Raw genomic sequence first — 24,452 nt, 5'->3', positions numbered from 1 at the left:
AATCGAATTAAAACAAAAGAGCCTGACTTTCTGCAAGTCAGGCTCTTTTGCATTAAACATTATGCTTTTTTCTTGGTCGCCGTTTTAGCCGCTGCGCCGCCGTTCAGGGAGTTGATCCACTTGGCGATTTTCAGCGCCTCGTCCTTCGGCACCTGCTTCATCGGTGCCATCGGAGGATAGCCGGGCCAGTGCTCAGGTTTCGGATTGTAAATCAGGTCCACAATCTGGTCGTTGGTGTATTTTTTCTTGGCAACATCCTTATAAGCCGGACCCACGACGCGCTTATCGGCATTGTGGCAGGCCAGACAGGTATTCTTCTGCAACAGGGCATTGATGTCGTCGGGCACTTTGGTCTGCGCCTGTGCATCGACAGCCGCCGTTCCTACCAGCACCGCAACAAACAATCCAAACAGTTTTTTCATGAGAAAAAGAGCAAAAAATGGTGAAACAAAAAGGGACCCGAAGGCTTTGGTTTAGTAACAAACAAAATTAAGCGGAAACCACAGATGTGCCAATTTATACTTGGCTTTTTCCAACCGGAACCCGAGCTTTGACTTCAACTTCCCCGGAAAGTTTAACGCATTATGTAAAAAATCCGCCCCCATGTCTACCCTCGACCGCTTCTCCGGACACGCCAGTCTGTACGCCCGCTACCGTATTGATTATCCAAACTCGCTGTACGATTTTTTGTTAAGCCGCACGCCCAATCGCCGGCGAGCCTGGGACTGCGCCACCGGCAACGGGCAGGCCGCCGTGGTACTTGCCGACTATTTTGACGAAGTAGAAGCCACCGACCTGAGCGCGAATCAGCTGGAAAACGCCCCCGCCCGCGGCAACCTGACCTACCGGGTGTCGGCCGCCGAGAAAACGCCCTTCCCCGACGCCCATTTCGATCTGGTCACCGTGGCCCAGGCTCTGCACTGGTTCGATGTGGACGCCTTCCATGCGGAAGTCCGGCGCGTAGCCCGGCCCGGAGCGACCCTTGCCGAATGGGGATACGGACTGAACGAAGTAAGTCCGGAAGTGGACCGGATTGTGCGGTATTTTTACAATGACCTGGTGGGGCCGTTCTGGGACGCCATGCGGCGGCACGTAGAGGACCAGTACGCCCAACTGGCTTTTCCCTTTGCCGACATCCGGCACGAACGGTTTGTAGCCAGCCGACTTTGGGACTCCGGGCGGTTTCTGAATTACCTACGCACGTGGTCCAGCGTGCAGAAATACCAGAAACAGCACGGAACAGACCCGGTCTCGCTGATCGAAGACGAATTAAAAGCGGTCTGGGGCAACGGGGAACGGGAGGTACGGTTCCCGATATTTCTGCGGACCGGACGGGTTTAGAGAGCCTCAGACCCACTCTACCCGCAGCACGCGCGCCCGCACGTCCAGCGTCTGGAAAAACTGTAGCCAGTGCAGCTGCTGGGCACTCAGGTGGTCGGTCGGGGATTTGACCTCGACAAATTCGTAGTCGCCGGTTTCGTTCCAGATCAGCAGGTCCGGAAAGCCCCGGGTGTTTTCGCGCAGGTTCCGCGACATTTCCAGCAGAATCAGGCCCAGCTGCTCCGGTTCCAGCAGGTCGATGATTCGCAGGACCAGGTTCAGCAGTTCCTCGTTCCAGTCAACCAGCACGTTGGTGATACCGGCTTTTTCCCGAAAAATCTTTTCGGTATGCGCCCGCCAGTCGTCCCGGGTCTTGAGACTGGCCAGCCGCTTTTTCAGGGCATCCTCCCGTTTCAGGTAAAAGTCCGGCAGGTAAAAGTCCGACGGGGCGCGCTGCAGCGGGTGGTGGATGGCCGAGACGTTGGCGTCGTAAATAACGTCCCAGAATACCAGCCCGAACAGCCCGCGCCAGGGATAATTTTCGGAGAAAGCCGCCTCCCGGCCTTCTTCCAGAAAATGATTCATGACGCCCGCTTCGACGTGGTGCCGGTACACGGCGGGAATCGCCACACTTTCGGCGTCCGACAAAAAGCGCGTCGTGGACTTGCGGCTCCGCTTCTTTTCGGCCGCCGACAGGATTTTTTCCCGGAAATCAACCGCAAAAAACCGCTCGTCGGCGTTCTGGGGCGTCAGCGCAATATCGTCGCAGAGGGCCAGCGCCTCTTCTGTCAGGCCGGATTTGGCCAGCAGCCGAACGCGGCGTTCGCGGGCCGGAACCTTATCGGTGAGCTGGTAGACCTGCATGGCCTGTTCGGGCAGTTTCTGCCGTTCGAGGTAGCCGCCGACGCGGGTCACAAGCCGGGCATAGCCGGGAATGGCAATTTCGGTCAGCTCGGGCCGGGTTTCGTTCCAGTTCATGAACCAGTTGTAAATGTCCTCGGGCGGCGTGGCGGCGTCCTGCAGTTCGTGGAATTCTTCGTTGGTCAGCGAAATAAGCAGTTTGTCCTCCACTTCCTTGCGGCTGAAGAAGCGGGGCGTCAGCTTGCTTTCGTCGTAACGCTCAAAGCTCACCTTGCCGAGGTCGCGGATGACAAATTCGCTCATATCCGACGAACGGTTGCCGAAAAACAGGTATTTCAGCATCATCACCTCCGCCTCGTAATTCATCTTGACCACCGTTTCGCGGGTGGTCAGGCTCGTCACGATTTCGGCAAAATCCAGTTCGTGCAGGGCGTACCGGAGGATGCCTTCTTTCTTTTCCTTCGACAGCGGGCGCAGTTCTTCCGGCTCCAGCGGCAGCAGACTGAGCAGTTCGGGCTTGGTAAACGTGTTCAGCACCTCGTTGCCCATCACCTCGTGGTGCGGGTTGAGGCGTTCGATGAATCCCTGAATGAGCAGCTCGCCGACGGCGGCAGGCAGTTCTTCGATTTCTTTATATTGCAGCTTATTGATCCGGAAAAACAGACCGCGCCGGTTGCTGAATCGCACGAACAAGCACTGCGCGTCTTCGGTTAGGTTTTCAAAACGGTCAATAAACGACGTTTCCGACTCGTTTAACAAATGTCCATACATCCGGCGGACAAAGCCGATGAGGTAGCGGAAATAATCGAGGTAATATTTCGGCGGTAATTCAAGTTGTTGCTGTCCGGAAGCCATTGCATTTCAGTTTAAACGCAGAAAGCGCTACGTTTTCGGCAGCAGACACAAAATCTCTTCTGGCGAAAAGTCTGGGTTGAACTGCGCTTAGAATAAACACCAAAATCTCCCTTTATGTCCCCAGAATGGATATTGGATATACTTGAAAAAGACCAGATTCTTACCCGGCAGCACCGGATTACGCTCGAACGGGCGGAAGCCGACAGGCCCTTTTCGGTCCACTGGGAACTCCGGGTGATGCTCTATCTGGGTATTTTGCTTTTCACGACGGGAGCCGGTCTGTTAATCTACGAAAATCTTGACCGCATCGGCCATAACGCGCTGCTGTCGGTGCTGACGCTGCTGTGCGCCGCCTGTTTTGCCTTTGCTTTTCGGGACAAAAAGCCTTACATGCCGGTTCAGACGGGTACCAAAACGCCCTTTGGTGAATACGCGCTGCTACTCGGCTGCCTGCTTTTTCTGACGCTGGAAGGCTATGCGCAGTATACGTACACCATTTTTGGGACGCGCTACGGACTGGTTACGGCCATTCCGGCCGTGCTGTTCATCGCCCTGGCCTACGCCTTCGACCACCGGGGCGTGCTCTCTCTGGGTTTGACGGCCTTGATTTCGTGGGTCGGGGTTACAATCCGGCCGCTGGAATTTTACTTTAAAGGCAACCTGCGTGACCTGTCGGTGCTGGTATCGGCCCTGCTGCTGGCGGTGCTGCTCATTGCCGGGGCACTTTACCTGGATCACCGACGCATCAAACGGCATTTTACCAACACGACGCTCGCCTTTGCGGGCAACCTGATGCTGGTCGCGCTCATCGCCGGGCTGTTCAACTTCCCGGAATACCACCTGATTCTGACGGCGGTGCTGGCGGTGGTTTGCTATGGATTTGCCGTCTACGCCCGGAAGGAGCAGTCGTTTCTGTTCCTGCTGATGAGTACCATTTACGGCTATATCGGCCTGACATACCTGATTTTCCACTACCTCAAACCCGGTACCACTACGGCCTATCTGTACTGGATTGTCACGGGCATTGGGCTGATTGTTTATTTACTGTCGTATAAAAAAGTGGTCAGTAAGTAGCGAATAGTGGTTAGTGGCCAGTGTTTCGCCTCCATGCAAACTCTGCGGAGCACTCACCACGACTCGCTGACCACTGTCCACCAACCGCTCAATTTCTTTATGAAAGCATATAACGAAACCTGGCTCCGCAACCGGCAGATTGTCCGGCAGTCCGAACGCTGGCAACGGCGCGGTCTGCTGTCTGCCGAACAACTGGGCCGTATCCGCACGGAACATCCGGTGGGGTTCCGCCAGACGAACGGCTTTGTCGAAATTGGTTTGTTCGTGTTTACGATGGTGGCCGTCAGCGGGCTTTTTTTCCTGCTCGTTTCGCTGTTCGACCCGCTGCTGAACATCAACATGCTCAGTCTGGCTACCGGCCTTATTGTAACCGTGCTGCTGCATGTGCTGCTGCGCGAAAAGCATTTTTACCGGTCGGGCATCGACAATGCGCTGGTTCTGGTCACAACGGGTCTGGTGGCCGCGGGCCTTGGCGGGCTTCTGCCGGACGGGCTGCCTACCTGGGCCATTTGTCTGGCTACGCTGCCGATCCTGCTCACTTCGGTCTGGTATTACGGCGATTTGCTGGTGACCTTCGCGGCGTTTGCGGCGTTCTGTACGGCGGTGGTCGACTTTACGCTCGAATTGCCCGCAGGCCAGGCGATCCTGCCCTTTGTCGGCATGGCCGCGGGTGGCGGGCTCTACGCGCTGGCCCGGCACTACGACAACCGGCCCGGTCTGCTTTACTGGGAAGACGATTTTACCCTGCTGGAATGGCTGGCGCTGGCCCTGCTGATTCTGAGCAGCAATTACTTTGTCGTCCGGACGGTCAACTTCTGGCTGCTGGACACCCGTTCGCCGGAACCGCCGGAAATCGCACTGGGGTGGCTGTTCTGGCTGCTGACGTTTCTGATTCCGGCGGGGCTTCTGGTGCTGGGCCTTCGCAAACGGGACCGGCCGCTGCTCATCATGAGCTTTCTGGGTCTGGCCGGAGCCCTTTCGGCTTTACGGTATTACCATCCCCTGTTTTCGCTGGAAACCTACGTTGCCCTGAATGGGTTCCTGCTGATTTTGCTGGCGGGTTTCATCATCCGTTTTCTGAAAACGCCCCGGCACGGCTTCACTGACCAGCCCGACGAAGAGTCTCCCGACGACCTGCTGTTCGCCCCCGAAACGCTGACGGTGGTGCAATCCGCCGCACCGGGTTTGTCCCACAATACTGACGAACTGCGGTTTGGCGAGGGAGATTTTGGCGGCGGCGGGGCTGGTGAGAAATATTGAAAAAGTGGAACAATCTTTTACAAAATAGCACAATAGCAACAAGATATTGGGCCTTTCACGCCTTTTCAACGAAAACCCGTAAGTTTCGGACAGTTTAGGTTTTTATTCAAACCCTGTCGCATGAAAACACTTGACGCTTACAATTTCGCCGGGAAAAAGGCGCTTATTCGCGTGGATTTCAACGTTCCGCTGAACGAACGCTTTGAAATTACGGATGATACCCGCATGAAAGCGACTCTGCCGACGATCAGCAAAATCCTCAACGACGGCGGCGCGTGCATCCTGATGTCCCACCTGGGTCGTCCCAAAAACGGTCCCGACGAAAAAAACTCCCTGAAACACCTCGTCAACCCGCTGTCGGTCATGCTGGGTCGGCCGGTAAAATTTGCCGACGACTGCATCGGGCAATCGGCCGTCGATCAGGCCGCGGCTCTGCAACCCGGCGATGTGCTACTGCTGGAAAACCTGCGTTTTTATAAAGAAGAAGAAAAAGGCGACGTGGCGTTTGCCGAAAAACTGTCCAAACTCGGCGATGTATGGGTCAACGACGCTTTCGGAACGGCCCACCGCGCGCACGCCTCAACGGCGGTTATCGGACAGTTCTTTTCCGACCGGGTTTGCGGCTACGTCATGCAGGCCGAGATCGACAACGCCCAGCGGGTACTGGAAAACGCCGAACGGCCTTTCACCGCGATCATGGGCGGAGCGAAAATTTCCGACAAGATTCTGATTATCGAACGCCTGCTCGATAAGGTAGATAACCTCATCATCGGCGGCGGCATGACTTATACGTTCGTCAAAGCTCAGGGCGGCCAGATTGGCAAATCCCTTCTGGAGGCGGACAAGCAGGAGCTGGCGCTGGAAATTCTGGAAAAAGCCAAGGCGAAAGGCGTCAACATCATCATGCCACTCGACAACGTCTGCGCGGATGACTTCTCCAACAACGCCAACCGGCAGGTTGTCGCCTCCGGCCAGATTCCCGACGGCTGGGAAGGGCTCGACATCGGTCCGGAAACGGTAAAACTGTTCATGGAGACGGTCGAGAAGTCGAAAACGATCCTGTGGAACGGCCCAATGGGGGTATTTGAGTTTCCGAACTTCGCCACGGGTACCAACGCCATTGCCAAAGCCGTTGTGAAGGCTACGGAAGAAAACGGGGCCTTTTCTCTCATCGGCGGCGGCGATTCGGCTTCGGCCATCAACAATGCCGGTTTCGGCGATCGCGTCAGCTACGTGTCAACGGGCGGCGGCGCGCTGCTGGAATACATGGAAGGCAAGACGCTGCCGGGTGTAGCGGCGCTGGCGTAAACCAAAAAGAAATGCCATATCTCGCAGATATGGCATTTCTTTTTGGTGAAAAGATACTTTTTGGGCTTGTCTACGTCTCATGGGTATACCATCCTGTACTTCCCATGAGCCTGCGTCAGCATTACTACCCGCCCCTGCTCGAAAATACGTATTACCACATCTACAACCGGGGCAACAACGGCGACAACCTTTTTTATCGCCCCGAAAATTACGTTTACTTTCTCAGGTTATTCGATTACTATCTGACAGCCTATCTCGAAACATATGCGTTCTGCTTACTGCCCAATCATTTTCATCTCCTGATCCGGATCAAAAACTTTGATACGCTGCCCGAACCGGCCAAGCGGTTACAACATGGTTTGAAAGTGCTGGAAACGCCCGAGGCGGTCATCAGCGAACAGTTTCGCCGTTTTTTTATTGCCTATGCCAAGGCTATCAAAAAGCAGGAAGACCGAACGGGCAGTTTGTTCGAAAAGAATTTTCGTCGAAAAGCGGTAACGTCCGACCGGTATTTCACCAATCTGATTGCTTACATTCACCGCAACCCGCAGTTACACGGCATCTGGCCCGACTTCCAAAGTTATCCTTACAGCTCTTATGAACGTATTCTAATCCCCAGGCAGACGAACCTAAGAAAACAGGAGGTTCTGAACTGGTTCGGGTCGGAGGAAGATTACCGGTCTGTTCACACGAGCGGCTATAGCTATAGAACCATCGTAAATCTTACCATTGAAGAATAACTTTTTAAAAAACAAATGCCATATCTGAGAGATATGGCATTTGTTTTTTAAAAAGACCTAGCACAAAAAAGCTACCCCGCAAGGCGGAGCAGCTTTTCGGCTTTCTTAACCTAAACTTTCTTTTCGATAGCGAATTGCGAATAAGCTTCGCAGGATTAGAGAATTGGTAGTCTTTATTCACTATTCGCTATTAATTATTTGCCTGTACCCGGCTTTGCTCGGCGGAGGTGGCGGACTGCCGCTGGCGGGCGGCTTTCACGTTCTGGTTACCGAAGCGGTAGGTGAAGGTGGCCCGCACCTGCCGGCTTTCCCAGCGCGACATAATCCGGAAGTTGATGTCCTGGTAGTTTGTCCGACCGCGGAACATGTTCAGCCACAGCGGGTCGTTTACGTTCAGACGGATCGTTCCTTTTTTGTTCAGCACCTGCTTCTGTACACCCAGGGCAAAGCCGCCCTGCGGTCTGCTTTTGAAGAACCCGTACAGTCCGGCTGAATTGTACCAGCCTGAAATTTCACCCGTAACCCCTTTGCCAAGCGTCAGGTTGTTGGCGATGTAGCCGTTGTAGGAGACAAAGTCAACGTCGTAGCGGGCATCCAGGTAGTCCGTCTTGATGTGGTTATACAGCACCGTAAAGTTGGTCTGGACGTTCCACCACTTGGTCACCGGCATCGGGAAACTCACCGTCAGGTTCACGTTGCTCTGCTTGCCCAGGTTCTGCGTCATCACGAACGTCTCGTTCCGTTCGGCATTCTGGCCCGGCACTTCCCGGACAATAAGGTCCGTCGTGCGGCTGTAGCCAAGCGAGGTCGAGAAGGCGCTCTTGAAGACGTGCGTAAGTTGCAGCGAGTGCGTCATCTGAGGTTGCAGAAACGGGTTGCCTTCCTGATACGTATACTGATCGAGGTAGAAGCGGAACGGGTTGAGGTCCTGGTAGTTGGGCCGGTCGATGCGGCGGCTGTACGACAGGTTCAGCACGTTGTTGGTGTCCAGCTGACGCGACAGGAAAACGGTCGGAAACAGGTTCGTATAGTTTCGCTCCACGACTTTTTTCATCGTGACCGAATTGCCGCGCGAACTGGTATTTTCCAGACGCAGACCCACCTGCACGCTCGTCCGTTTGTTCAGTTTGCCGGAGTAGTTTCCGTAGACGGCATTGATGTTTTCTTCGTATTTGAAGCGGTTGCTGGCGTTCGGGACGGGTGCCCAGCGGTTTTCGATCAGGTATTCAAACGCCATGTCGTTGTCCGAGTTCACCACGCTGGTTTTCACCCCGGCCTCCCACTTTCCTTTTTTGGTCGGGTGGACATAGTCCGCTTTGGCGGCCCAGATGCTGATGGTCGAGGGCATCACGTTGCGGGCTACCGAATCCGGGCGGCTTTTGGCGTCGGCCGCGTTGTAAAAGGCCATGTTCAGCTGGTTGTAGGAGTCTCCCGTATAGCGTGAGTAGTCCATATCGGCGGTCAGTTCGCGGCCCTGGCCATAATCCTGGCGGAAGTTGAGGTTACCGACCAGGTTGCTCCATTTGTTTTGGGCAACCACGTTGGTGACCGGCTTCAGGGAAATGGTGCCATCAGCGTCCCGGAGCACCGACCGATTGAGGCCGTCCGAAGACCAGTCGTTGGTAAAGCCCGAAACGACAGCCCCCAGCGTTGTTTTCTTGGTGGCAAAGAAGTCCAGACCTGCCCGGTAGTTCAGCCCGCTGAACTGCATCGGGCGAAACGTGACCTGGTCGAAATACGTGACCCGCTTTTCGCCGGTCGTCGGGTTGGTAAACGGAATGACCCGGTTCAGTTCGTTTTCGTTGAACGAGCGGCGGTCCATGTAGCTGGCGTTGGCAAAGGCGCTGATTTTGCCTTCGCGGTGATTCAGGTTGACGCTGCCGTTCATTTTGGGGTAATTCCCGTTGTATTTCTCGTACCAGCCGAAGCCCGCGCCGACCGTGGCCGTGCCGTTGGTACCGAAGTTCTTGTTCCGCTTCATCTTGATGTTGATGATGCCGGAATTGCCCGCCGCGTCGTATTTCGAACCCGGGTTTGTAATGATTTCGATTTTCTCGATATTGTCCGAAGGCGTGTTTTTCAGGAGATTAGCTACCTCCTGAGCGGAAAGATAGGTCTGTTTGCCGTCGATCATGACGATCACCCCCGCTTTGCCTTTCAGTTGAATGCCGTCGTTCTGGCGGTCAATGGTGACGCCCGGTGCTTTTTCCAGTACTTCCAGAGCTGTATTGCCGCTGGCGACGATGCTGTTTTCCACGTTCACCACCGTCCGGTCCACCTGCTGCTCGATGAACGGCTTCTTGGTAACGACCTTCACCTCTTTGAGGCTTTGCGTTTCCTCGTTCATCACCAGCGTCGGTACCTGCACTTCGGAACTGGCCGCGTCTACCGCGAACGGTGCCGAATATACTTTCTTGTATCCAACCATGGTCCCGGCGACCAGATAACGGCCCTCGGTGACGTTGTCAAAATCATATTTCCCACCCGTTCCCGACACGGCGCCTTTGACCAGCGTCGAGTCTTTGGCCCGCAACAGCAGCATGGTAGCAAATTCGAACGGTTTCTGGCTTCCTTCCAGCACAATCCCGGCCACTTTGCCTTTGACGGGACTTTGACCGAAAGCCGCCGTTGCCAAGAGCCAGGCGCCTAAACTGAGGGTAGTAAAAGTTTTCATTAGTATTTGTTGTGTTAGGTTATTATTCAGAAGTCGTTGTTGTTCACTGTTCGGTGTACTTTAAGTACAGGGCAAAGTTAGGTAGTGGGTAATACATAGTTCCTTTTCTTACATAAATGGTAAATAAAAAAGGATGACTGGTTGAAAGGCCTATTGAGCTTATTTGGGCCTTATTCGGAGGCGAAATTCATACGATAGATGTGCTCCTGAAAGAAAAGGTTGCTTGAGCCAGTCAATTTTCGTGATGAACGACCGATTTCGCGCGCCGAACGATTCCGTACGGTAATTTGGACAGCCGCCCGAAAGTCGGGCCGGTTATGCTTTCATGGACAATCGACTCTACGGTCACTCCCTGGGACTGCTTACGGACTTGTACCAGCTGACCATGGCCTATGGCTACTGGAAGTCCGGCAAGGCCGAACAGGAAGCCGTTTTCAACCTGTATTTCCGCAAAAATCCGTTCGAAGGCGGGTTTACGATCGCCTGCGGGCTGGCGACCGTGCTTAATTACATCCGGGGCTACCGGTTTACGGACGAGGACCTCGCCTATCTCCGGACGCTGCCGGGCAACGACCACCGACCGCTGTTCGAACCCGCCTTTCTGGAGTATCTGGGGGCGCTTTCGCTGACCATTTCCATCGAGGCCGTTCCGGAAGGCACCGCCGTTTTTCCGAACGAACCGCTGCTGCGGGTGCGCGGATCGATTCTGCAATGCCAGTTGCTCGAAACGGCGCTGCTGACGCTAATCAATTTTGAATCCCTGATCGCGACCAAAGCGGCCCGCATCCGGCTGGCGGCCGAAACCGATACGATTCTGGAGTTCGGGCTCCGCCGTGCTCAGGGCATCGACGGCGGCGTGACGGCCAGTCGGGCGGCATACATCGGTGGGGTGGACGCCACGTCCAACGTGCTGGCGGGGAAGCTCTACAATATCCCCGTCCGGGGTACGCACGCCCACAGTTGGGTGATGTCGTTTGATACGGAGCTGGAAGCGTTCCAGACCTACGCCGAGGTGCAGCCCAACAACGCCACCTTTCTGGTCGATACCTACAACACCCTGGACGGCGTACGCCACGCCATTGAGGCGGGCCGGACGCTGCGGGAACGGGGCTATAAACTGTCTGGGATTCGCCTGGACTCGGGCGATCTGGCTTATCTGAGCATCGAAGCCCGCCGCCTGCTCGACGAAGCGGGCTTTGCGGACGCCGGCATCGTCGCCAGCAACGACCTGGACGAATACCTGGTGACGAGCCTGAAACAGCAGGGCGCGAAAATCAACATCTGGGGAATCGGTACCAGGCTGGTGACGGCCTACGACCAGCCCGCGCTGGGCGGCGTTTACAAACTGGCGGCCATCCGGACGCCGAAGGGGTGGGAATATAAGCTAAAACTGTCCGAACAGACCGCGAAAGTATCGAACCCCGGCATTCAGCAGGTGCGCCGTTTCCGCGACGAGCGGGGCTTTGTGGCCGACATGATTTACGATGCCGAACGGCCGCCGAAAGCCGCTCCGCAGATGATCGACCCACTCGATTTCACGCGCCGACGGCGGTTTGGAGCCGATGTAGAGTTCGAGGATCTGCTGGTGCCGGTTCTCGAAAACGGCCAGCAAACGTACGTTTGTCCGCCGATCCATTCTGTTCGGCAGCGTGTTCAGGAACAGCTCAGGGGTTTTCATCCCGGCATCAGGCGGTTTACGAATCCGCACACCTATCCCGTTGGTCTGGAAGAACAATTGCATCAGTTGAAAACAGAGTTGGTACTGCACCTAAGGAATACCGCCTGAGCGGGAATAGTACTGACAAACCTCTGAATGGCGCCTTTCATCCACTCGGACAATCCGGCGAAGGCTACGCTGGCCATTTCGAGCCATTTCCGCCGCGACAAGGCCGGGCCGGTTATCCAGCGTACAGTGCCAAGAACGTGGCTTTTCTTTGACCGGACTCTTTCCGCAAATCTATTTTCCTTCATCTTTGTTACTTCATTGGAAGGAATACAACTGCATGAAACTGATAAAAATTGCCGCCGGCGTGCTGAACACCATCCCGCTGGCCTGGGAGCACAACCGCCGCATCATTATCGACGCCATTGAGGACGCCCGCCGTCAGCAGGTAAGCCTGCTCTGTCTGCCGGAACTTTGCATCACCGGCTACGGCTGCGAAGACATGTTCTACTCGCACGAACTGACCGAACAGGCGAAGCAAAGCCTTCTCGAAATCGTCCCGCATACGGGCGACATCGTGGTGGCGGTCAGTCTGCCGCTGCGGCTGGCCAACAACCGGACCTACGACACGGCCTGCCTGATTGCCAACAAGCGGATTCTGGGCTTTGCCTGCAAACAGTATCTTGCCAACAACGGCATTCACTACGAAACCCGCTGGTTCCAGCCCTGGCTGCCGGGCCTGCGCGACGAAATTCAGATCGGCGAATTCAGCTACCCGGTCGGCGATCTGCTGTTCGACGTTTCCGGCGTGCGGATCGGTTTTGAAATCTGCGAAGACGCCTGGATTGCGAACCGCCCCGGCCGCAGCCTCGCCGAACGCGGCGTCGACATCATCCTGAATCCCAGCGCAAGCCATTTTTCGTTCTTTAAATCACAGGTGCGCGAGCGCTTCGTCATCGACGGATCGCGGTCGTTCGGCGTCAGTTATGTGTACTGTAATCTGGTGGGTAACGAGTCCGGCCGGGCGATTTTCGACGGCGACGCCTTCATTGCCTCCAACGGGCAGTTGCTGGTGTCGAGCAACCGCTTCACCTACGCGGACTACGGACTGGTGACGGCCGTGATCGACGTGGACGACACGCGGCTGAGCCAGGTGCAGAACAAGGTCAATCTGATGGGCCTGCAGGCGGCCCTACGCGTCCCGGCAAACTTCACCTGGCCGGACGTGAAACCCGTTCAGCAACGCGCCGAACTCGAATACTGGGAGCGCGGCGAACATCTGAAAGAAGAAGAATTTGCCCGGGCCGTGGCCCTGGCCCTGTTCGATTACCTGCGCAAAAGCCGGTCGCAGGGCTTTGTGCTGTCGCTGAGCGGCGGGGCCGACTCCTCGTCCATCGCTTCGCTCGTTTATCTCATGATCAAACTGGCGGAAGAAAGCATCGGGCTGGACGGCTTCAAACGCAAACTCTCGTACATCGACGCCATTCAGGATAAGAAGACCGCCGAGGAAATCTGCGGCGCTCTGCTGACGACCATCTATCAGGGCACCGAAAACAGCTCGACGGACACCTACGAATCGGCCGAATCGCTGGCCAGCTCGCTCGGCGCGACGTTTTACAACATCAACATCAACGGCCTCGTGGAAACCTACCGCAAGCTGATCGAGGAACAACTGGGTCGCGAGCTAAGCTGGGATACCGACGATCTGGCCCTGCAAAACATACAGGCCCGCGTCCGTGCCCCGAGTGCGTGGATGCTCACCAACGTGAAAGGTGCACTGCTCCTTTCGACCTCCAACCGTTCGGAAGCCGCCGTGGGCTACGCCACGATGGACGGCGATACGGCGGGCAGCATTTCGCCGATTGCCGGGATCGACAAGCACTACCTGCGGGGCTGGCTGCGCTGGGTCGAAACGGTGGGCGTCGGCGGACACATCAAACTGCCCGGTCTGGCGAAAGTCAACAGCCTGCAACCCACGGCCGAACTGCGCCCGCCCGACCGCAAGCAGACCGACGAGGAAGACCTGATGCCGTACGATGTGCTGAACGCCATCGAGAAGTTCGGCATCCGCGACAAACAATCGCCCAAAGAGGTTTTCCAGCGCGTGGAAGTGGCCTTTGAAGGGCAATACAGCCGCGAAAAGCTCTACACCTCGGTAGACCGTTTTTTCCGCCTCTGGAGCCTCAACCAGTGGAAACGCGAACGCTACGCCCCGGCTTTCCACCTCGACGACGAGAGTCTCGACCCGAAAACATGGTGCCGCTTCCCGATTCTGAGCGGCGGTTTTGAGAAGGAGCTAGCGGAGTTGAAAGTGTACTACGAAGGCAAAGACGGGTTTGGCCGCAAGGGGAAAATCGGGTTTTGATTGAAACGGTTAAAACCGTTATCCGTTATTTGTAATTTCGCCATCCAGCCCACGGTTTAAACCGTGGGCTATTCGTTGGCTTTTAATCTACTACCCGTGCAAACCCTCCTCCCCGGCATTCTTTTCGCCCTGCTCTGGGCTTCGGCTTCCGTGGCGACCAAGTTCGGCATCCAGTCCGCCGACCCGCTGATTCTGGCCAACATGCGCTTTTTCATCGCCGGCGGACTCATGTTTCTGTACGCCTATGGCCTGAAGCGCAACCCGCTGCCGAGGGGCAAAGAGTGGGGACAACTCGCGATTTTCGCCCTGTTGAACACGACCGTATACCTGGGCGCGTTCGTGCTGGCCATAAAGGAGGTCGCGGCGGGCATCGGCAGCCTGTCCACGGCGACCAATCCGCTGTTCATCATCGTGATGTCGGCCGTCTGGCTGAAGCGGCCGCTGCGCTGGTACGAAGGAGCGGGCGTGGTGCTCGGCCTCGGCGGGGTGACCCTGGCGACGTATCCGCTGCTGCAGAACAGCTTTGCCACCGTACGCGGCCTGCTGATTCTGATGGGCGGGATGGTGTCGGTTTCGGCGGCGACGGTCTACCTTGCCCGCTGCAAGTTTCAGCTGCCCAACGTGGTCATCAACGGCTGGCAGGTTTTTCTGGGGGGCCTGCAGTTGCTTCCGTTTACCCTGTTCTTCGCCGACTGGTCGCAGGCGCAATTCGACGGGCGGTTCTGGGGATCGGTTTTCTGGCTCATTATTCCCGTCTCGATTGCCGCGCTGCAACTCTGGTTCTATCTGGTGAAACAGGATGCCGTGCGGGCCTCGTTCTGGCTGTTTCTCTGCCCGATTTTCGGGTTTCTGTACTCGTCCGTTCTGCTGAACGAACCGCTTTCGTGGCACACCTTCGCCGGTACCTTTCTGGTGCTGGCGGGGCTTTACCTGGGCCAGCTGGAGAAGTTCCGGAAGGCTCCAAAAGAGGTTCTTTCGCAGCGCTGAACGGCGACAAAACCCGATGTCCGGCGGTGCCTCCGCGCCCTTTTTCCGGCTCCGCCAGACCCCGCGAAACCGTCTTTTTTGAAATCCCTCAAAACTAAAGCTAATTCGCTGACTACAAGCGTTTTATATACATAAATAAATCCAAAAAAAAGGAACATCAGCATGCTCTTTTTTGTTAAATTTATGTATGCAAACGAACAGTGAAAATACCCAGAACCCGGTTGGAACGACCTGGCAAATCACGCCTGGTACCCTGGCTGATGAAACGTGGCGCAAGTCCATTCCGGCACAGGTGTTCCTGAACCACTTTTTTGCAATCGACTTTCATATCCAGCAACTCGACGACCTCGCCGACCTGTCGCGTTTCCCCATTTTTGAGGGCTTCGCCCCGACGGTTACCGACGAGCAGCGCCGGGCGCTGGAAAAGCTGCTGCTGAACTGCTGGAGCGCCGAATATGCGCTGCGCATTACACCGGTAGTGAACGACAATCATTATCTGCAGAACTCGCTGCACTGGACATTTCCGCAGGCGTATTACAGCGTTCTGTTCGGCGTACGGGCGTTTCTGTCGGTACTCGGCGAAACGGTGAGCAACGAAGAGGCGATTCGTCGCCGCGTCGGCAACATGGTCGTGCGGGGCTATTACCCGGCTTCCGTTGGCTTCTATGCGTCGGGACCGATGAACAACTACCGCTTCAACCGGCTGCCGCTGGCCCGTCGGGTAGAAGGCAAGTCGGACCTCACGCTCCCGAACCGGGAAGCGGCCGCACAGGCCGAAGTTGCCCAGTTTCTGAAAACAACCCGCGACCAGCGCATGAAAGCGCTTCGTCAGGCGATTCAGAAGAATCCGAAGACGGCCTTCCGCAGTCTGAAGACGGGCGAGATTCTCCAGAAGTTCGGGGAAGAGCAGTACCGGCAACTGGGCCGTCAGATGGGCTACACGACCTATTTTGACATCCTGAGCCGGCTGCGGATTTCGTCGACCAACCGCGAGATTGAGCGTTTTGTTGATTCGGATATCGACATCCGCCTGTTCCACGAATCGCTGGTGAACATTGTGGCGCATGTCAACTCGGTGCACGAACTGTACATTGCCAAGGCACTTGGGTTGCAGGGCTACCGCCAGTTGATCGCTAAACTGCCGGTGTATCTGCAGGAAAGTTTCCTGAGCGAACGCCTCCGGACGGTCGTTGAGCCCGCCCTGACGCAGAATCCGCCCCAGCCCCTGCGAATCGCCGCCTGATTTAACTGACTTTCGTCATGTAAGCCCCGTTCAGTCCGACGGGGCTTTTTGCTTTTTTCAACTTTTTTACAATCACCTGACAGACAACCTTATTGCCAGCTTTCACCGGAAGCCGATCTTTTATCAGACATAAATTTTTACAACTCTGCCATTATACGATACTAATTTAGCGACGTATTTATTGATTAAAATTACCTTCTTATCTTTTTTATCTATAAACAGGTAAATAAAAATGATATGACTTGCATGTATTTGGGCTCCATCTTTGTGCTATAATCAGACACAATACAACCTTATAAATCATGAGCAACCGTATCATTTCTGTTGGTTCACAGTTCCCGGAGTTTAAGAAGCTGGCCGTTGTTTCCCTCGAAAAAGGCAACGAGTTCTACGAAATCTCGTCAGAAGACCACAAAGCGGCCGGCAAATGGCTGGTGATGTTCTGGTGGCCGAAAGACTTCACCTTCGTTTGTCCGACCGAAATCGCTGAATTCAACAAGAAATTTGAAGATTTTGAAGATCGCGACGCCGTTCTGATCGGTGCTTCTACCGACAGCGAGTTCGTCCACCTCGCATGGCGCAAAGACCACGACGACCTGCGTGGCCTGAAATTCCCGATGCTGGCCGATACTTCGAAGTCACTGGCCGAAGAACTGGGCATCCTGGAAGCCGCCGAGAAAGTAGCTTACCGCGTCACGTACATCGTTGACCCGCAGGGCATCATCCGCTGGGTGGCTGTCAACGACCTGTCTGTAGGCCGTAACGTCAACGAAGTGATCCGGGTCCTCGACGCGCTGCAAACCGACGAGCTGTGCCCCTGCAACTGGACGAAAGGCCAGGAGACGATTAAGGCCTAATTTTGAATGATTGAATGACTGAATAATTGATTGGTGCGCACGATGCCATTGTAGGTTAGTTATTCAGTCATTCACTCATTCAGTCATTCGAAATTCAAAATTATGATCGCTACCAAATCAGACACCATTCTCTCCCTGCTGACGCTGGTGGGGCTGGATACGGAGGCGAGTTACCCGGCGCTCGAATCGCTGGGCGACGCCCGTTACCTGCGCGACCTGAAGATCAACCTGGGGAACGTCCTGAATAATAACCAGAACCTGTCGAAGAAAGAGTCGCTGCTGCTGGCGCTGTCGATTGCCGTCAACGAGAAGCAACAACCGCTGGTAGACAGCCTCACGACACTGGCGAAAGCCGAGGGCGCGACGGATGCCGAAATTGCCGAGATTCTGGCCTGCACGTCGCTGCTGAGCACCAACAACGTGTTCTACCGCTTCCGGCACTTTGTCGAGAAGGATTATTACAACCAGACCCAGCCGGGCATCCGCATGAGCATCATGATGAACCCGGTGCTGGGCAAAGAGTTTTTTGAGCTGGTGAGCCTGGCTGTTTCGGCGGTGAACGGCTGCGAACTGTGCGTGAAATCGCACGAAGACAGCGTCCTGAAGCATGGCGCGTCAGAAGCCCGGGTATTCGAGGCCATCCGCCTCGCGGCGGTGGTGAAGGGGTTTATTACGCTGATATAGTCTTGAACCTGGATTACACAGATTAAGGGATGAACTATGATCTTCTCAGTCAGGCGAAGCGTCATAGTTCATCCCTTAATCTGTGTAATCATCCAGGTTCAAAAATTACGCCTTCCGGACCAGGTCCGCTACGGCTTCGATCCACAACGGGCTGTCGTTCAGGCTTTCGACAAGCTGCCAGTGTTCTCCGCCGAGTTCTTCAAACACCTCCTTGTATTCCTCTCCGACCTCAATGGTCGTCTCCAGGCAGTCGGCGACGAAAGCCGGCGAGAAGGCCAGCACGCTTTTGATGCCTTTCTTGGGCAATTCTTTAATGACATCTTCCGTGTAGGGCTTAATCCAGGGGTCGTTGCCCAGCCGCGACTGGAAGCAGGTTGTGTATTTCCCTTCCGGAATGCCGAGTGATTTGACCAGCAGGCGGGTCGTTTCAAAACATTGCGCCCGGTAGCAGTGCTGGTTCATGGCCGTCAGCGAACCGCAGCATTCGCCGAGTTTACAGACACTTTTGGTCACATCGCCCTTCCGGATCTGGCGTTCGGGCAGGCCGTGGTAGCTGAACAGGAAATGGTCCCACTCGCGCTCAGCCATGTATTTTTGGGCATTATCAACGAAGCCCTGAATGAATTTCGGATGGTCGAGGAAGCTGTTAACAAACTTCACCTGGGGAATTACCTGCCAGTCCGAAATCACGTCCATCACTTTTTCGTAAACCGAGCCGGTCGTCGCGGAAGCGTATTGCGGGAAGAACGGCACCACGATAATCTCCGTCAGCCCCAGCCGCTGGAATTCCGCCAGTCCGGCCTGAATGCTCGGGCTCTGGTAGCGCATGGCCAGCCTGACGACATAGGGCTCGCCGAGCAGCTTCTGCAACTCCCGTTCGACGACCTCACCGTAATACTTGAGCGGAGAGCCGTTTTCGGTCCAGACTTCCCTGTAGGTTTTAGCCGATTTGGGTGCCCGAAACGGGGCGATAATCCCGTTGACAAGCAGAAAACGGGGAATAAACGGAATGTCGATCACGCGGCCATCCATCAGAAACTCCCGCAGGTATTTCCGCACATCCGGCACCGACGGGCTGTCGGGCGTGCCGAGGTTAACAATCAGGACGCCGGTTTTGCCCAGCGTTTTGGGTATACTCGTTGACGTTTGCGAAACAGTAGCTTCCATAAAGTAAGAAACCGTGTTTTTAAGTGGTTAGTTGCAGCCTTCGGCGGCGTTTTACGGGCAAAGGCGAACCGGGCAGCCGGGCTTATTTTGCCAGCGGAAACCGGCTCAGATCCGGCCGTTTGAAATCCGTAAAGACTTCGCCCGGCAGACCGGTAAAGACCATGATGTCGGTCAGCTCGCGGTCCCCGCGTTTGCCCGAAAGCAGGATGCCGCCGTATTTTTTGTAATCCGTCCAGGGCAGCGTAAAACGCGGGGCCTCGTCGGTGTATTTCGGGAAATAAGCCCATTGCGATACCAGGTGCGAGGTTTTATCGACCCAGACCTTGTATTTATTTTCGGGGGTTACGCCTACGCCTTTGAACGTCAGCTGAATGACGTCGGCGGGCTTGCCGTCCTGCGCCGCTTCCTCGCCCAGGTACTTGAGCGTCACCCCGGAGTCTTTCAGTTTGTAGGGCATCACCAGCCAGTAGGAATCATTGATCCAGGCCGCCCGGGCCTGTTTGACGTACTTGGCGACCGAATCCGGCCCGGTTTCTTCCTTTCCGTTCCGAAAAACGCGGCCCTGCTCGTTATTCACGTTCAGCACAACCGTCTGGTCGTTTTTCAGGTTGTCGATCCGCACGTTGCCCGTCCATTTATCCCAGATCAGCCGCCGGTTGCCGAAGAACGTCCAGGCGAGGTAATGCACGTTATCCCAGGCCTTCCGTCCGCCCATCGCCGCCATAACCTGATCGGCAATCTGCACCGCCCGGGCGTCAGAACCCGCAACATCAAAACCGGCCGCAGCAGGATTGTCACTGCTGCGCTGCGCCACGGCCATTGTACTAAAAAAGAAGAGCAAAAAGCAAGCAGGCAATAAACGGGACCATTTCATGGATGTGTGTCAGAGTTTTGGGACAAAGTTACGGCTTTGTACGCCGCTTTTACGTTGATATGTTTCTAAATTTGCATAGATTTTAACTATACGGAATCAGTAGTTTACCCAATGACGCTTACCCAGCTTGATTATATCGTCGCCGTAGATACGCACCGCCATTTCGCCACCGCCGCCGAAAGCTGCCACGTCACCCAGCCGACCCTGAGCATGCAGATTCAAAAACTGGAGGACGAACTCGGCGTGCTGATCTTTGACCGGTCCAAGCAGCCCGTGGTACCGACCGAAATCGGGACGACCATCCTGCTGCAGGCCCGCGAAGTGCTGCAGGCAGCCCGGCGCATTCCGGAGATTGTGGGCGAAATGAAAGAAGAGTACAGCGGCGAACTGCGCATCGGCATCATTCCGACGCTGGCTCCCTATCTGCTGCCGTATTTCATCGGGTCGTTTATGAAACGCTACCCGTCGGTGACCGTCCAGATTCAGGAGCTGATGACAGAGCAGGTCGTCGAACGGCTGAAGAACGGGCTCCTCGACGTAGGCATGGTCGTCACGCCGCTGCAGGACCACGGCATCAACGAAGTGCCGCTGTTCTACGAGCCGTTTATGGTGTATGCCGCGGAAGGAAACGCTCTGCTGCGCCGTCCGCACATCGCCGCGGCCGAGCTTCCCCAGGATGGCCTCTGGTTGCTGACGGAAGGGCACTGTTTCCGGAACCAGGTAGTCAATCTCTGCGCCCCTTCGCGCCGGTCGGACGGCCAGCCCCAGTTGTTACGGTACGAAACCGGCTCGCTCGAAACGCTCGTCAAACTCATCGACCGCCAGGATGGCTTCACGCTGCTGCCCTACCTGGCGACGCTGGACATGAACGATGCCCGTCGCCAGCGGCTGCGGCCTTTTACGGCACCCCAGCCCGTCCGGGAGGTGAGTCTGGTGACGCACCGGAGCTTTCTGAAACGGAAGCTGATTACGGCGCTGAAAAAGGAAATTCTGGCAAATTTGCCGGCGGGGCTGCAACTGGAGAAAAAGGAAAAGGCAGTGGTGGCGATTTAACAGGCAGGCCATTTACTGTTATTGGGTCCCGGTTGCCAATAAAGCCCGGACTTCTGCTTGTAAAATAGGAAGACTGCGCGTAACAATGCTCCAGATGATGGGTAGATCCACGCGATCATAGGCATGAATTACGTGGTTTCGCAGGTCCACAATTCTTCTTGCCTGAGAAATAGGAATAGCGGGTTCTAATCGCAGTACAACATTTACTGCCTCGCCAATTATTTCGAGTTCGCGCTCAACAGCCCGCCGAACGGTAATGTTTCCGGAGAACAAGGCATAGTCCCGCTGCCTATCCAGATGAATGTCGATGTGCTCAATCGCTTCATTGATGTCGTACAGGTATTTGAGGACTTCGTCACTCATATATGGGTGTTTTTGTCTGATTAAGCACCTTAATAAAATAAGGATTATGCAAAGAACCCTCCGTTACCAGATCAACCGGGCGCTGCAAAAGCTCTTCCATCGCCCACAAAATATTAAAATAACTATCCCCGTAAGTCCCGTAATCCAGTCCGTCCTCGAAGGCAATCAGGATGTCTATATCGCTGTTTTCGCCAAAATTTTCCGTACAAACCGACCCGAAAGCATACGCCTTCTTGACCCGATTTTGCTTCAGAATCTGTTTAACCCCTTCGAGCTTCTCGTTGAGCACCGGCTGTAGCATGTCTTTTCCTGATTAATCCGTTTGTTAACATAACCACTCCGACAAAACGTTTCTTTCCCCTCGGTCCGTGTCCACACGGACCGGGGACAAGGTTTATCAATCCGTTCCGACAAAACGTTTCGGCGCCCTCCCCTCAGTCTGTGTCCGCCCAGACCGGAATTTTTAGATGTTTCGGCCTGTGGCGACACGGGCCGAGGGGCAGATACGAAAACTCACACCATCAGCAACCGCCACACGCCCGAAAGCAGCACCAGCACCAGCGCAATAGGCGTCAGCACCTTCCAGCACAAATACATCATCTGATCAACCCGAACGCGGGGAAATGTCCAGCGCACCCACATCTGCACCAGCACGGCCAGCAGCGCCTTCGACAGCAGCCAGAATGCGCCGGTGATGTTGCCCCAGACCGTTCCCGGCACGCCGCTCGTCCAGTCGGCGAGGCGCACGGGGCCGAGGTTGGGAAGCGGGGTGTTCCAGCTACCAAGAAACAGGATCGCACCCAGAAACGACACCAGCAGCATCATGGCGTATTCCGACAAAAACAGCAACGCGAACCGCATGCCGGAATATTCCGTATGGAAGCCCGCCACCAGTTCGGATTCACCCTCCGGAATGTCAAAAGGTGCGCGGTTGCTTTCGGCCAGCGTAGCGATGAAGAAAATGACGTAGGCAATCAGCAGAAACGGGTTTCGGAGGATGTTCCAGCTAAAAATGCCGCCCCAGTCGGTGACGTTGATGCCGAGGGCCTTAAGGCCGAAGAGATAGTTGGCTTCGTAGGTGTAAATGCCCTGCTGAAAGCTGATTTCCTGCAGGTTCAGCGTCTGGCAGATCATCACGGTGCAGAGGATGGTCAGGCCCAGCGGCACTTCGTAGCTCACAATCTGCGCCACGGCCCGCATGGCGCCAAAGAGCGAGTACTTGTTGTTGGAGCCCCAGCCCGCCATCAGAATGCCCACCACATCGACCGAGACAATGGCCATCAGGTAAAACACGCCCACGGCGGCGGCCGAGCCCTGCAAATCCGGCGTCAGCGGCATGACGGCAAATCCGGCAAAAACGGACGCAAAAATAATCGCGGGGGCCAGCATAAACAGCGTCCGGTCGGCAGCCAGCGGCACGATGTCCTCTTTCTGCATCAGTTTGACCAGGTCCGCAAACAACTGCAGAAGCCCATATTTACCGACCTCCATCGGACCAAGCCGGTCCTGAATGAAGGCCGAAACTTTACGTTCCAGATATACACCCACGACGACAAACCCCGTCGCCATGGCCAGAAAAATCGGTAGTGCCAGCATATGTATTTACGGACGGTCCGTCGCTGCGGCTTTAGCCCGTGACGAAACAGGTCTTTAGAGAATCACAGGCTGAGGCCAGCGATGCAAGAAGATTGTCAAAATTACAGGCTGAAGCCCGTGGAGATGCAAAGTTCCAAACATTTCGCTTTAAATCCGCGTTGGCCCTAAAAATACCCCCGTATGAACACACTTTCCTCCCCGCCAGTGACCCTGTTCTGGTACCGCCGCGACCTGCGCCTGCACGACAATGCGGGTCTGTATCATGCCCTGCGCAGCGGCTACCCGGTCCTCCCCATTTTCATTTTCGACCGCAACATCCTTGACCAGCTCGACGATCAACGTGACCGCCGTGTCGAATTCATTCACAAGGCGATTCTTGACATGCAGGACGAATTCCGCGAGTTGGGCACCTCGCTGCTGGTCCGCTACGGCTATCCGCTGGACATTTTTCAGAAACTGCTTCAGGAATTCAACGTACAGGCCGTTTATACCAATCACGATTACGAACAGTACGCCCTCGGGCGGGATACCGCCGTGGCCGGTATGCTGCGGGAAAACGGAGTGCCTTTACACACGTTCAAGGACCATGTCATTTTTGAAAAAGACGAAATCCTGACCGGCAGCCGCACGCCATACACAGTTTTTACGCCCTACAGCCGCAACTGGATGGGCAAGCTGAACGACTTTTACCTCCGCTCCTATCCCATCGACCGCCATCAGCATGCCTTTTGCAAAATTTCGGCGCAGCCGGTGCCGACTCTAGGAGAAATGGGCTTTCAGCCGCTGGACGAAGCGTTTCCGCGCAAAACGGTGCCCGGGGATTTGTTGAAAACCTACCAGCAGACCCGCGATCTGCCCGCCCTCCGGGGCACGAGCGAAGTGGGTATTCACCTGCGGTTCGGCACGGTCAGCATCCGCGAACTGGCCCGGCAGGCGCGGGAAAGCAGCCAGACGTTTCTGAATGAGCTCATCTGGCGTGACTTCTACTTTCAGGTCCTGCACCACTTCCCGCATGTCGAACAGCATTCGTTCCGGCGGGAATACGACAATATCCAGTGGCGAAATAATGAGGAGGATTTCCGGCGCTGGTGCGAAGGCCGGACGGGTTATCCCATCGTGGATGCGGGAATGCGGCAACTGAACGAAACTGGCTGGATGCACAACCGCGTGCGGATGATCGCCGCCTCGTTTCTCTGCAAACACCTGCTGATCGACTGGCGCTGGGGTGAGGCCTATTTCGGCAAAAAACTTCGGGACTACGACCTGGCGGCCAACAACGGCGGCTGGCAGTGGGCTGCCGGGTCCGGGACCGATGCCGCCCCGTATTTCCGGGTGTTCAACCCGACGCTGCAGGCCCAGAAATTCGACGCCAAAGGCGAATACATCCGACGCTGGGTCCCGGAATTCAACTCCCTGAACTACCCCCAACCGATGGTCGAGCACACCTTCGCCCGCCAGCGAGCCGTAGAAACGTATCAGAAAGCGGTGAAAAAGGAAGTATAAGGCTT

The 24,452-nt window shown here is 55.6% G+C and carries 21 protein-coding genes; 13 read left to right on the top strand and 8 right to left on the bottom strand.

From position 1 onward, the window contains the following. Positions 1-59: 59 nt before the first annotated feature. The gene (locus tag ORG26_RS18225; RefSeq protein ID WP_266364299.1) at positions 60-422 is read right to left on the bottom strand and encodes a c-type cytochrome; all 363 of its coding nucleotides are present in this window, start codon (positions 420-422) and stop codon (positions 60-62) included. Between the two features lie 181 nt (positions 423-603). Here ORG26_RS18225 and ORG26_RS18220 point away from each other — a divergent pair, with 181 nt between their 5' ends. Further along, complete coding sequence (locus ORG26_RS18220) at positions 604-1,341, top strand: class I SAM-dependent methyltransferase (protein ID WP_266364297.1); 738 nt, start codon at positions 604-606, stop codon at positions 1,339-1,341. 6 nt (positions 1,342-1,347) lie between these two features. Here the strand turns inward: ORG26_RS18220 and ORG26_RS18215 are convergent, their stop codons facing one another. Further along, on the bottom strand, positions 1,348-3,036 hold the full coding sequence (locus tag ORG26_RS18215; RefSeq protein ID WP_266364295.1) for a VRR-NUC domain-containing protein: 1,689 nt from the start codon (positions 3,034-3,036) through the stop codon (positions 1,348-1,350). Positions 3,037-3,150: 114 nt separating this feature from the next. On the opposite strand from ORG26_RS18215, the gene ORG26_RS18210 reads away from it, so the two are divergent. From ORG26_RS18210 to ORG26_RS18195, 4 genes are all read left to right on the top strand, one after another. After that, entirely contained in the window at positions 3,151-4,110 is a 960-nt protein-coding gene (locus tag ORG26_RS18210) for a DUF2157 domain-containing protein (protein ID WP_266364293.1), read from the top strand. Positions 4,111-4,209: 99 nt separating this feature from the next. Next, on the top strand, positions 4,210-5,370 hold the full coding sequence (locus ORG26_RS18205) for a hypothetical protein (protein WP_266364291.1): 1,161 nt from the start codon (positions 4,210-4,212) through the stop codon (positions 5,368-5,370). Between the two features lie 120 nt (positions 5,371-5,490). Further along, a complete protein-coding gene (locus tag ORG26_RS18200) occupies positions 5,491-6,678 on the top strand; it encodes a phosphoglycerate kinase (RefSeq protein ID WP_266364289.1) in 1,188 nt (395 codons plus the stop codon). 104 nt (positions 6,679-6,782) lie between these two features. Then, positions 6,783-7,418, top strand: coding sequence for a hypothetical protein (locus ORG26_RS18195; RefSeq protein ID WP_266364287.1), 636 nt, complete (start codon positions 6,783-6,785; stop codon positions 7,416-7,418). 190 nt (positions 7,419-7,608) lie between these two features. Here the strand turns inward: ORG26_RS18195 and ORG26_RS18190 are convergent, their stop codons facing one another. Then, positions 7,609-10,092 (bottom strand): TonB-dependent receptor, encoded by a 2,484-nt coding sequence (locus ORG26_RS18190; protein ID WP_266364285.1) that lies wholly within the window; start codon positions 10,090-10,092, stop codon positions 7,609-7,611. A gap of 325 nt (positions 10,093-10,417) precedes the next feature. On the opposite strand from ORG26_RS18190, the gene ORG26_RS18185 reads away from it, so the two are divergent. From ORG26_RS18185 to ORG26_RS18160, 6 genes are all read left to right on the top strand, one after another. Further along, complete coding sequence (locus ORG26_RS18185) at positions 10,418-11,878, top strand: nicotinate phosphoribosyltransferase (protein ID WP_266364283.1); 1,461 nt, start codon at positions 10,418-10,420, stop codon at positions 11,876-11,878. Positions 11,879-12,095: 217 nt separating this feature from the next. After that, positions 12,096-14,120 (top strand): NAD(+) synthase, encoded by a 2,025-nt coding sequence (gene nadE, locus ORG26_RS18180; protein WP_266364281.1) that lies wholly within the window; start codon positions 12,096-12,098, stop codon positions 14,118-14,120. A 96-nt stretch (positions 14,121-14,216) separates the two neighbouring features. Then, positions 14,217-15,107, top strand: a complete 891-nt coding sequence (locus tag ORG26_RS18175; RefSeq protein ID WP_266364279.1) for a DMT family transporter — start codon at positions 14,217-14,219, stop codon at positions 15,105-15,107. A 187-nt stretch (positions 15,108-15,294) separates the two neighbouring features. Continuing rightward, positions 15,295-16,350, top strand: a complete 1,056-nt coding sequence (locus ORG26_RS18170) for a hypothetical protein (protein WP_266364277.1) — start codon at positions 15,295-15,297, stop codon at positions 16,348-16,350. A gap of 302 nt (positions 16,351-16,652) precedes the next feature. Next, the gene (locus tag ORG26_RS18165) at positions 16,653-17,207 is read left to right on the top strand and encodes a peroxiredoxin (RefSeq protein WP_266364275.1); all 555 of its coding nucleotides are present in this window, start codon (positions 16,653-16,655) and stop codon (positions 17,205-17,207) included. 102 nt (positions 17,208-17,309) lie between these two features. Next, positions 17,310-17,891, top strand: a complete 582-nt coding sequence (locus tag ORG26_RS18160) for a carboxymuconolactone decarboxylase family protein (RefSeq protein WP_266364273.1) — start codon at positions 17,310-17,312, stop codon at positions 17,889-17,891. Between the two features lie 105 nt (positions 17,892-17,996). On the opposite strand, the gene hemH is transcribed toward ORG26_RS18160, so the two are convergent. After that, on the bottom strand, positions 17,997-19,058 hold the full coding sequence (gene hemH, locus ORG26_RS18155; RefSeq protein ID WP_266364271.1) for a ferrochelatase: 1,062 nt from the start codon (positions 19,056-19,058) through the stop codon (positions 17,997-17,999). Positions 19,059-19,140: 82 nt separating this feature from the next. Beyond that, entirely contained in the window at positions 19,141-19,878 is a 738-nt protein-coding gene (locus tag ORG26_RS18150; RefSeq protein WP_266369434.1) for a hypothetical protein, read from the bottom strand. A gap of 165 nt (positions 19,879-20,043) precedes the next feature. Between ORG26_RS18150 and ORG26_RS18145 the strand changes: the two genes are divergently transcribed. After that, positions 20,044-20,985: a hydrogen peroxide-inducible genes activator gene (locus ORG26_RS18145; RefSeq protein ID WP_266364269.1), complete on the top strand. Its 942-nt coding sequence runs from the start codon at positions 20,044-20,046 to the stop codon at positions 20,983-20,985. Positions 20,986-21,003: 18 nt separating this feature from the next. On the opposite strand, the gene ORG26_RS18140 is transcribed toward ORG26_RS18145, so the two are convergent. The 3 genes from ORG26_RS18140 to nuoH form a co-directional block, all read right to left on the bottom strand. After that, positions 21,004-21,348 carry a HepT-like ribonuclease domain-containing protein gene (locus ORG26_RS18140; RefSeq protein ID WP_266364267.1) on the bottom strand — a complete coding sequence of 115 codons (345 nt, stop codon included), beginning with the start codon at positions 21,346-21,348 and terminating at the stop codon, positions 21,004-21,006. Beyond that, a complete protein-coding gene (locus ORG26_RS18135; RefSeq protein WP_266364265.1) occupies positions 21,341-21,649 on the bottom strand; it encodes a nucleotidyltransferase family protein in 309 nt (102 codons plus the stop codon). Before ORG26_RS18135 ends, ORG26_RS18140 begins: the two co-directional genes overlap by 8 nt. Before the next feature lie 212 nt (positions 21,650-21,861). Then, a complete protein-coding gene (gene nuoH, locus ORG26_RS18130) occupies positions 21,862-22,944 on the bottom strand; it encodes an NADH-quinone oxidoreductase subunit NuoH (RefSeq protein WP_266364263.1) in 1,083 nt (360 codons plus the stop codon). 180 nt (positions 22,945-23,124) lie between these two features. Here nuoH and ORG26_RS18125 point away from each other — a divergent pair, with 180 nt between their 5' ends. Further along, complete coding sequence (locus tag ORG26_RS18125; protein ID WP_266364261.1) at positions 23,125-24,447, top strand: cryptochrome/photolyase family protein; 1,323 nt, start codon at positions 23,125-23,127, stop codon at positions 24,445-24,447. The last annotated feature ends 5 nt before the right edge of the window (positions 24,448-24,452 follow it).

Source organism: Tellurirhabdus rosea (assembly GCF_026278345.1).
Taxonomy (GTDB): Bacteria; Bacteroidota; Bacteroidia; order Cytophagales; family Spirosomataceae; genus Tellurirhabdus; species Tellurirhabdus rosea.
This window is presented reverse-complemented; position numbering and strand designations above follow the sequence as displayed.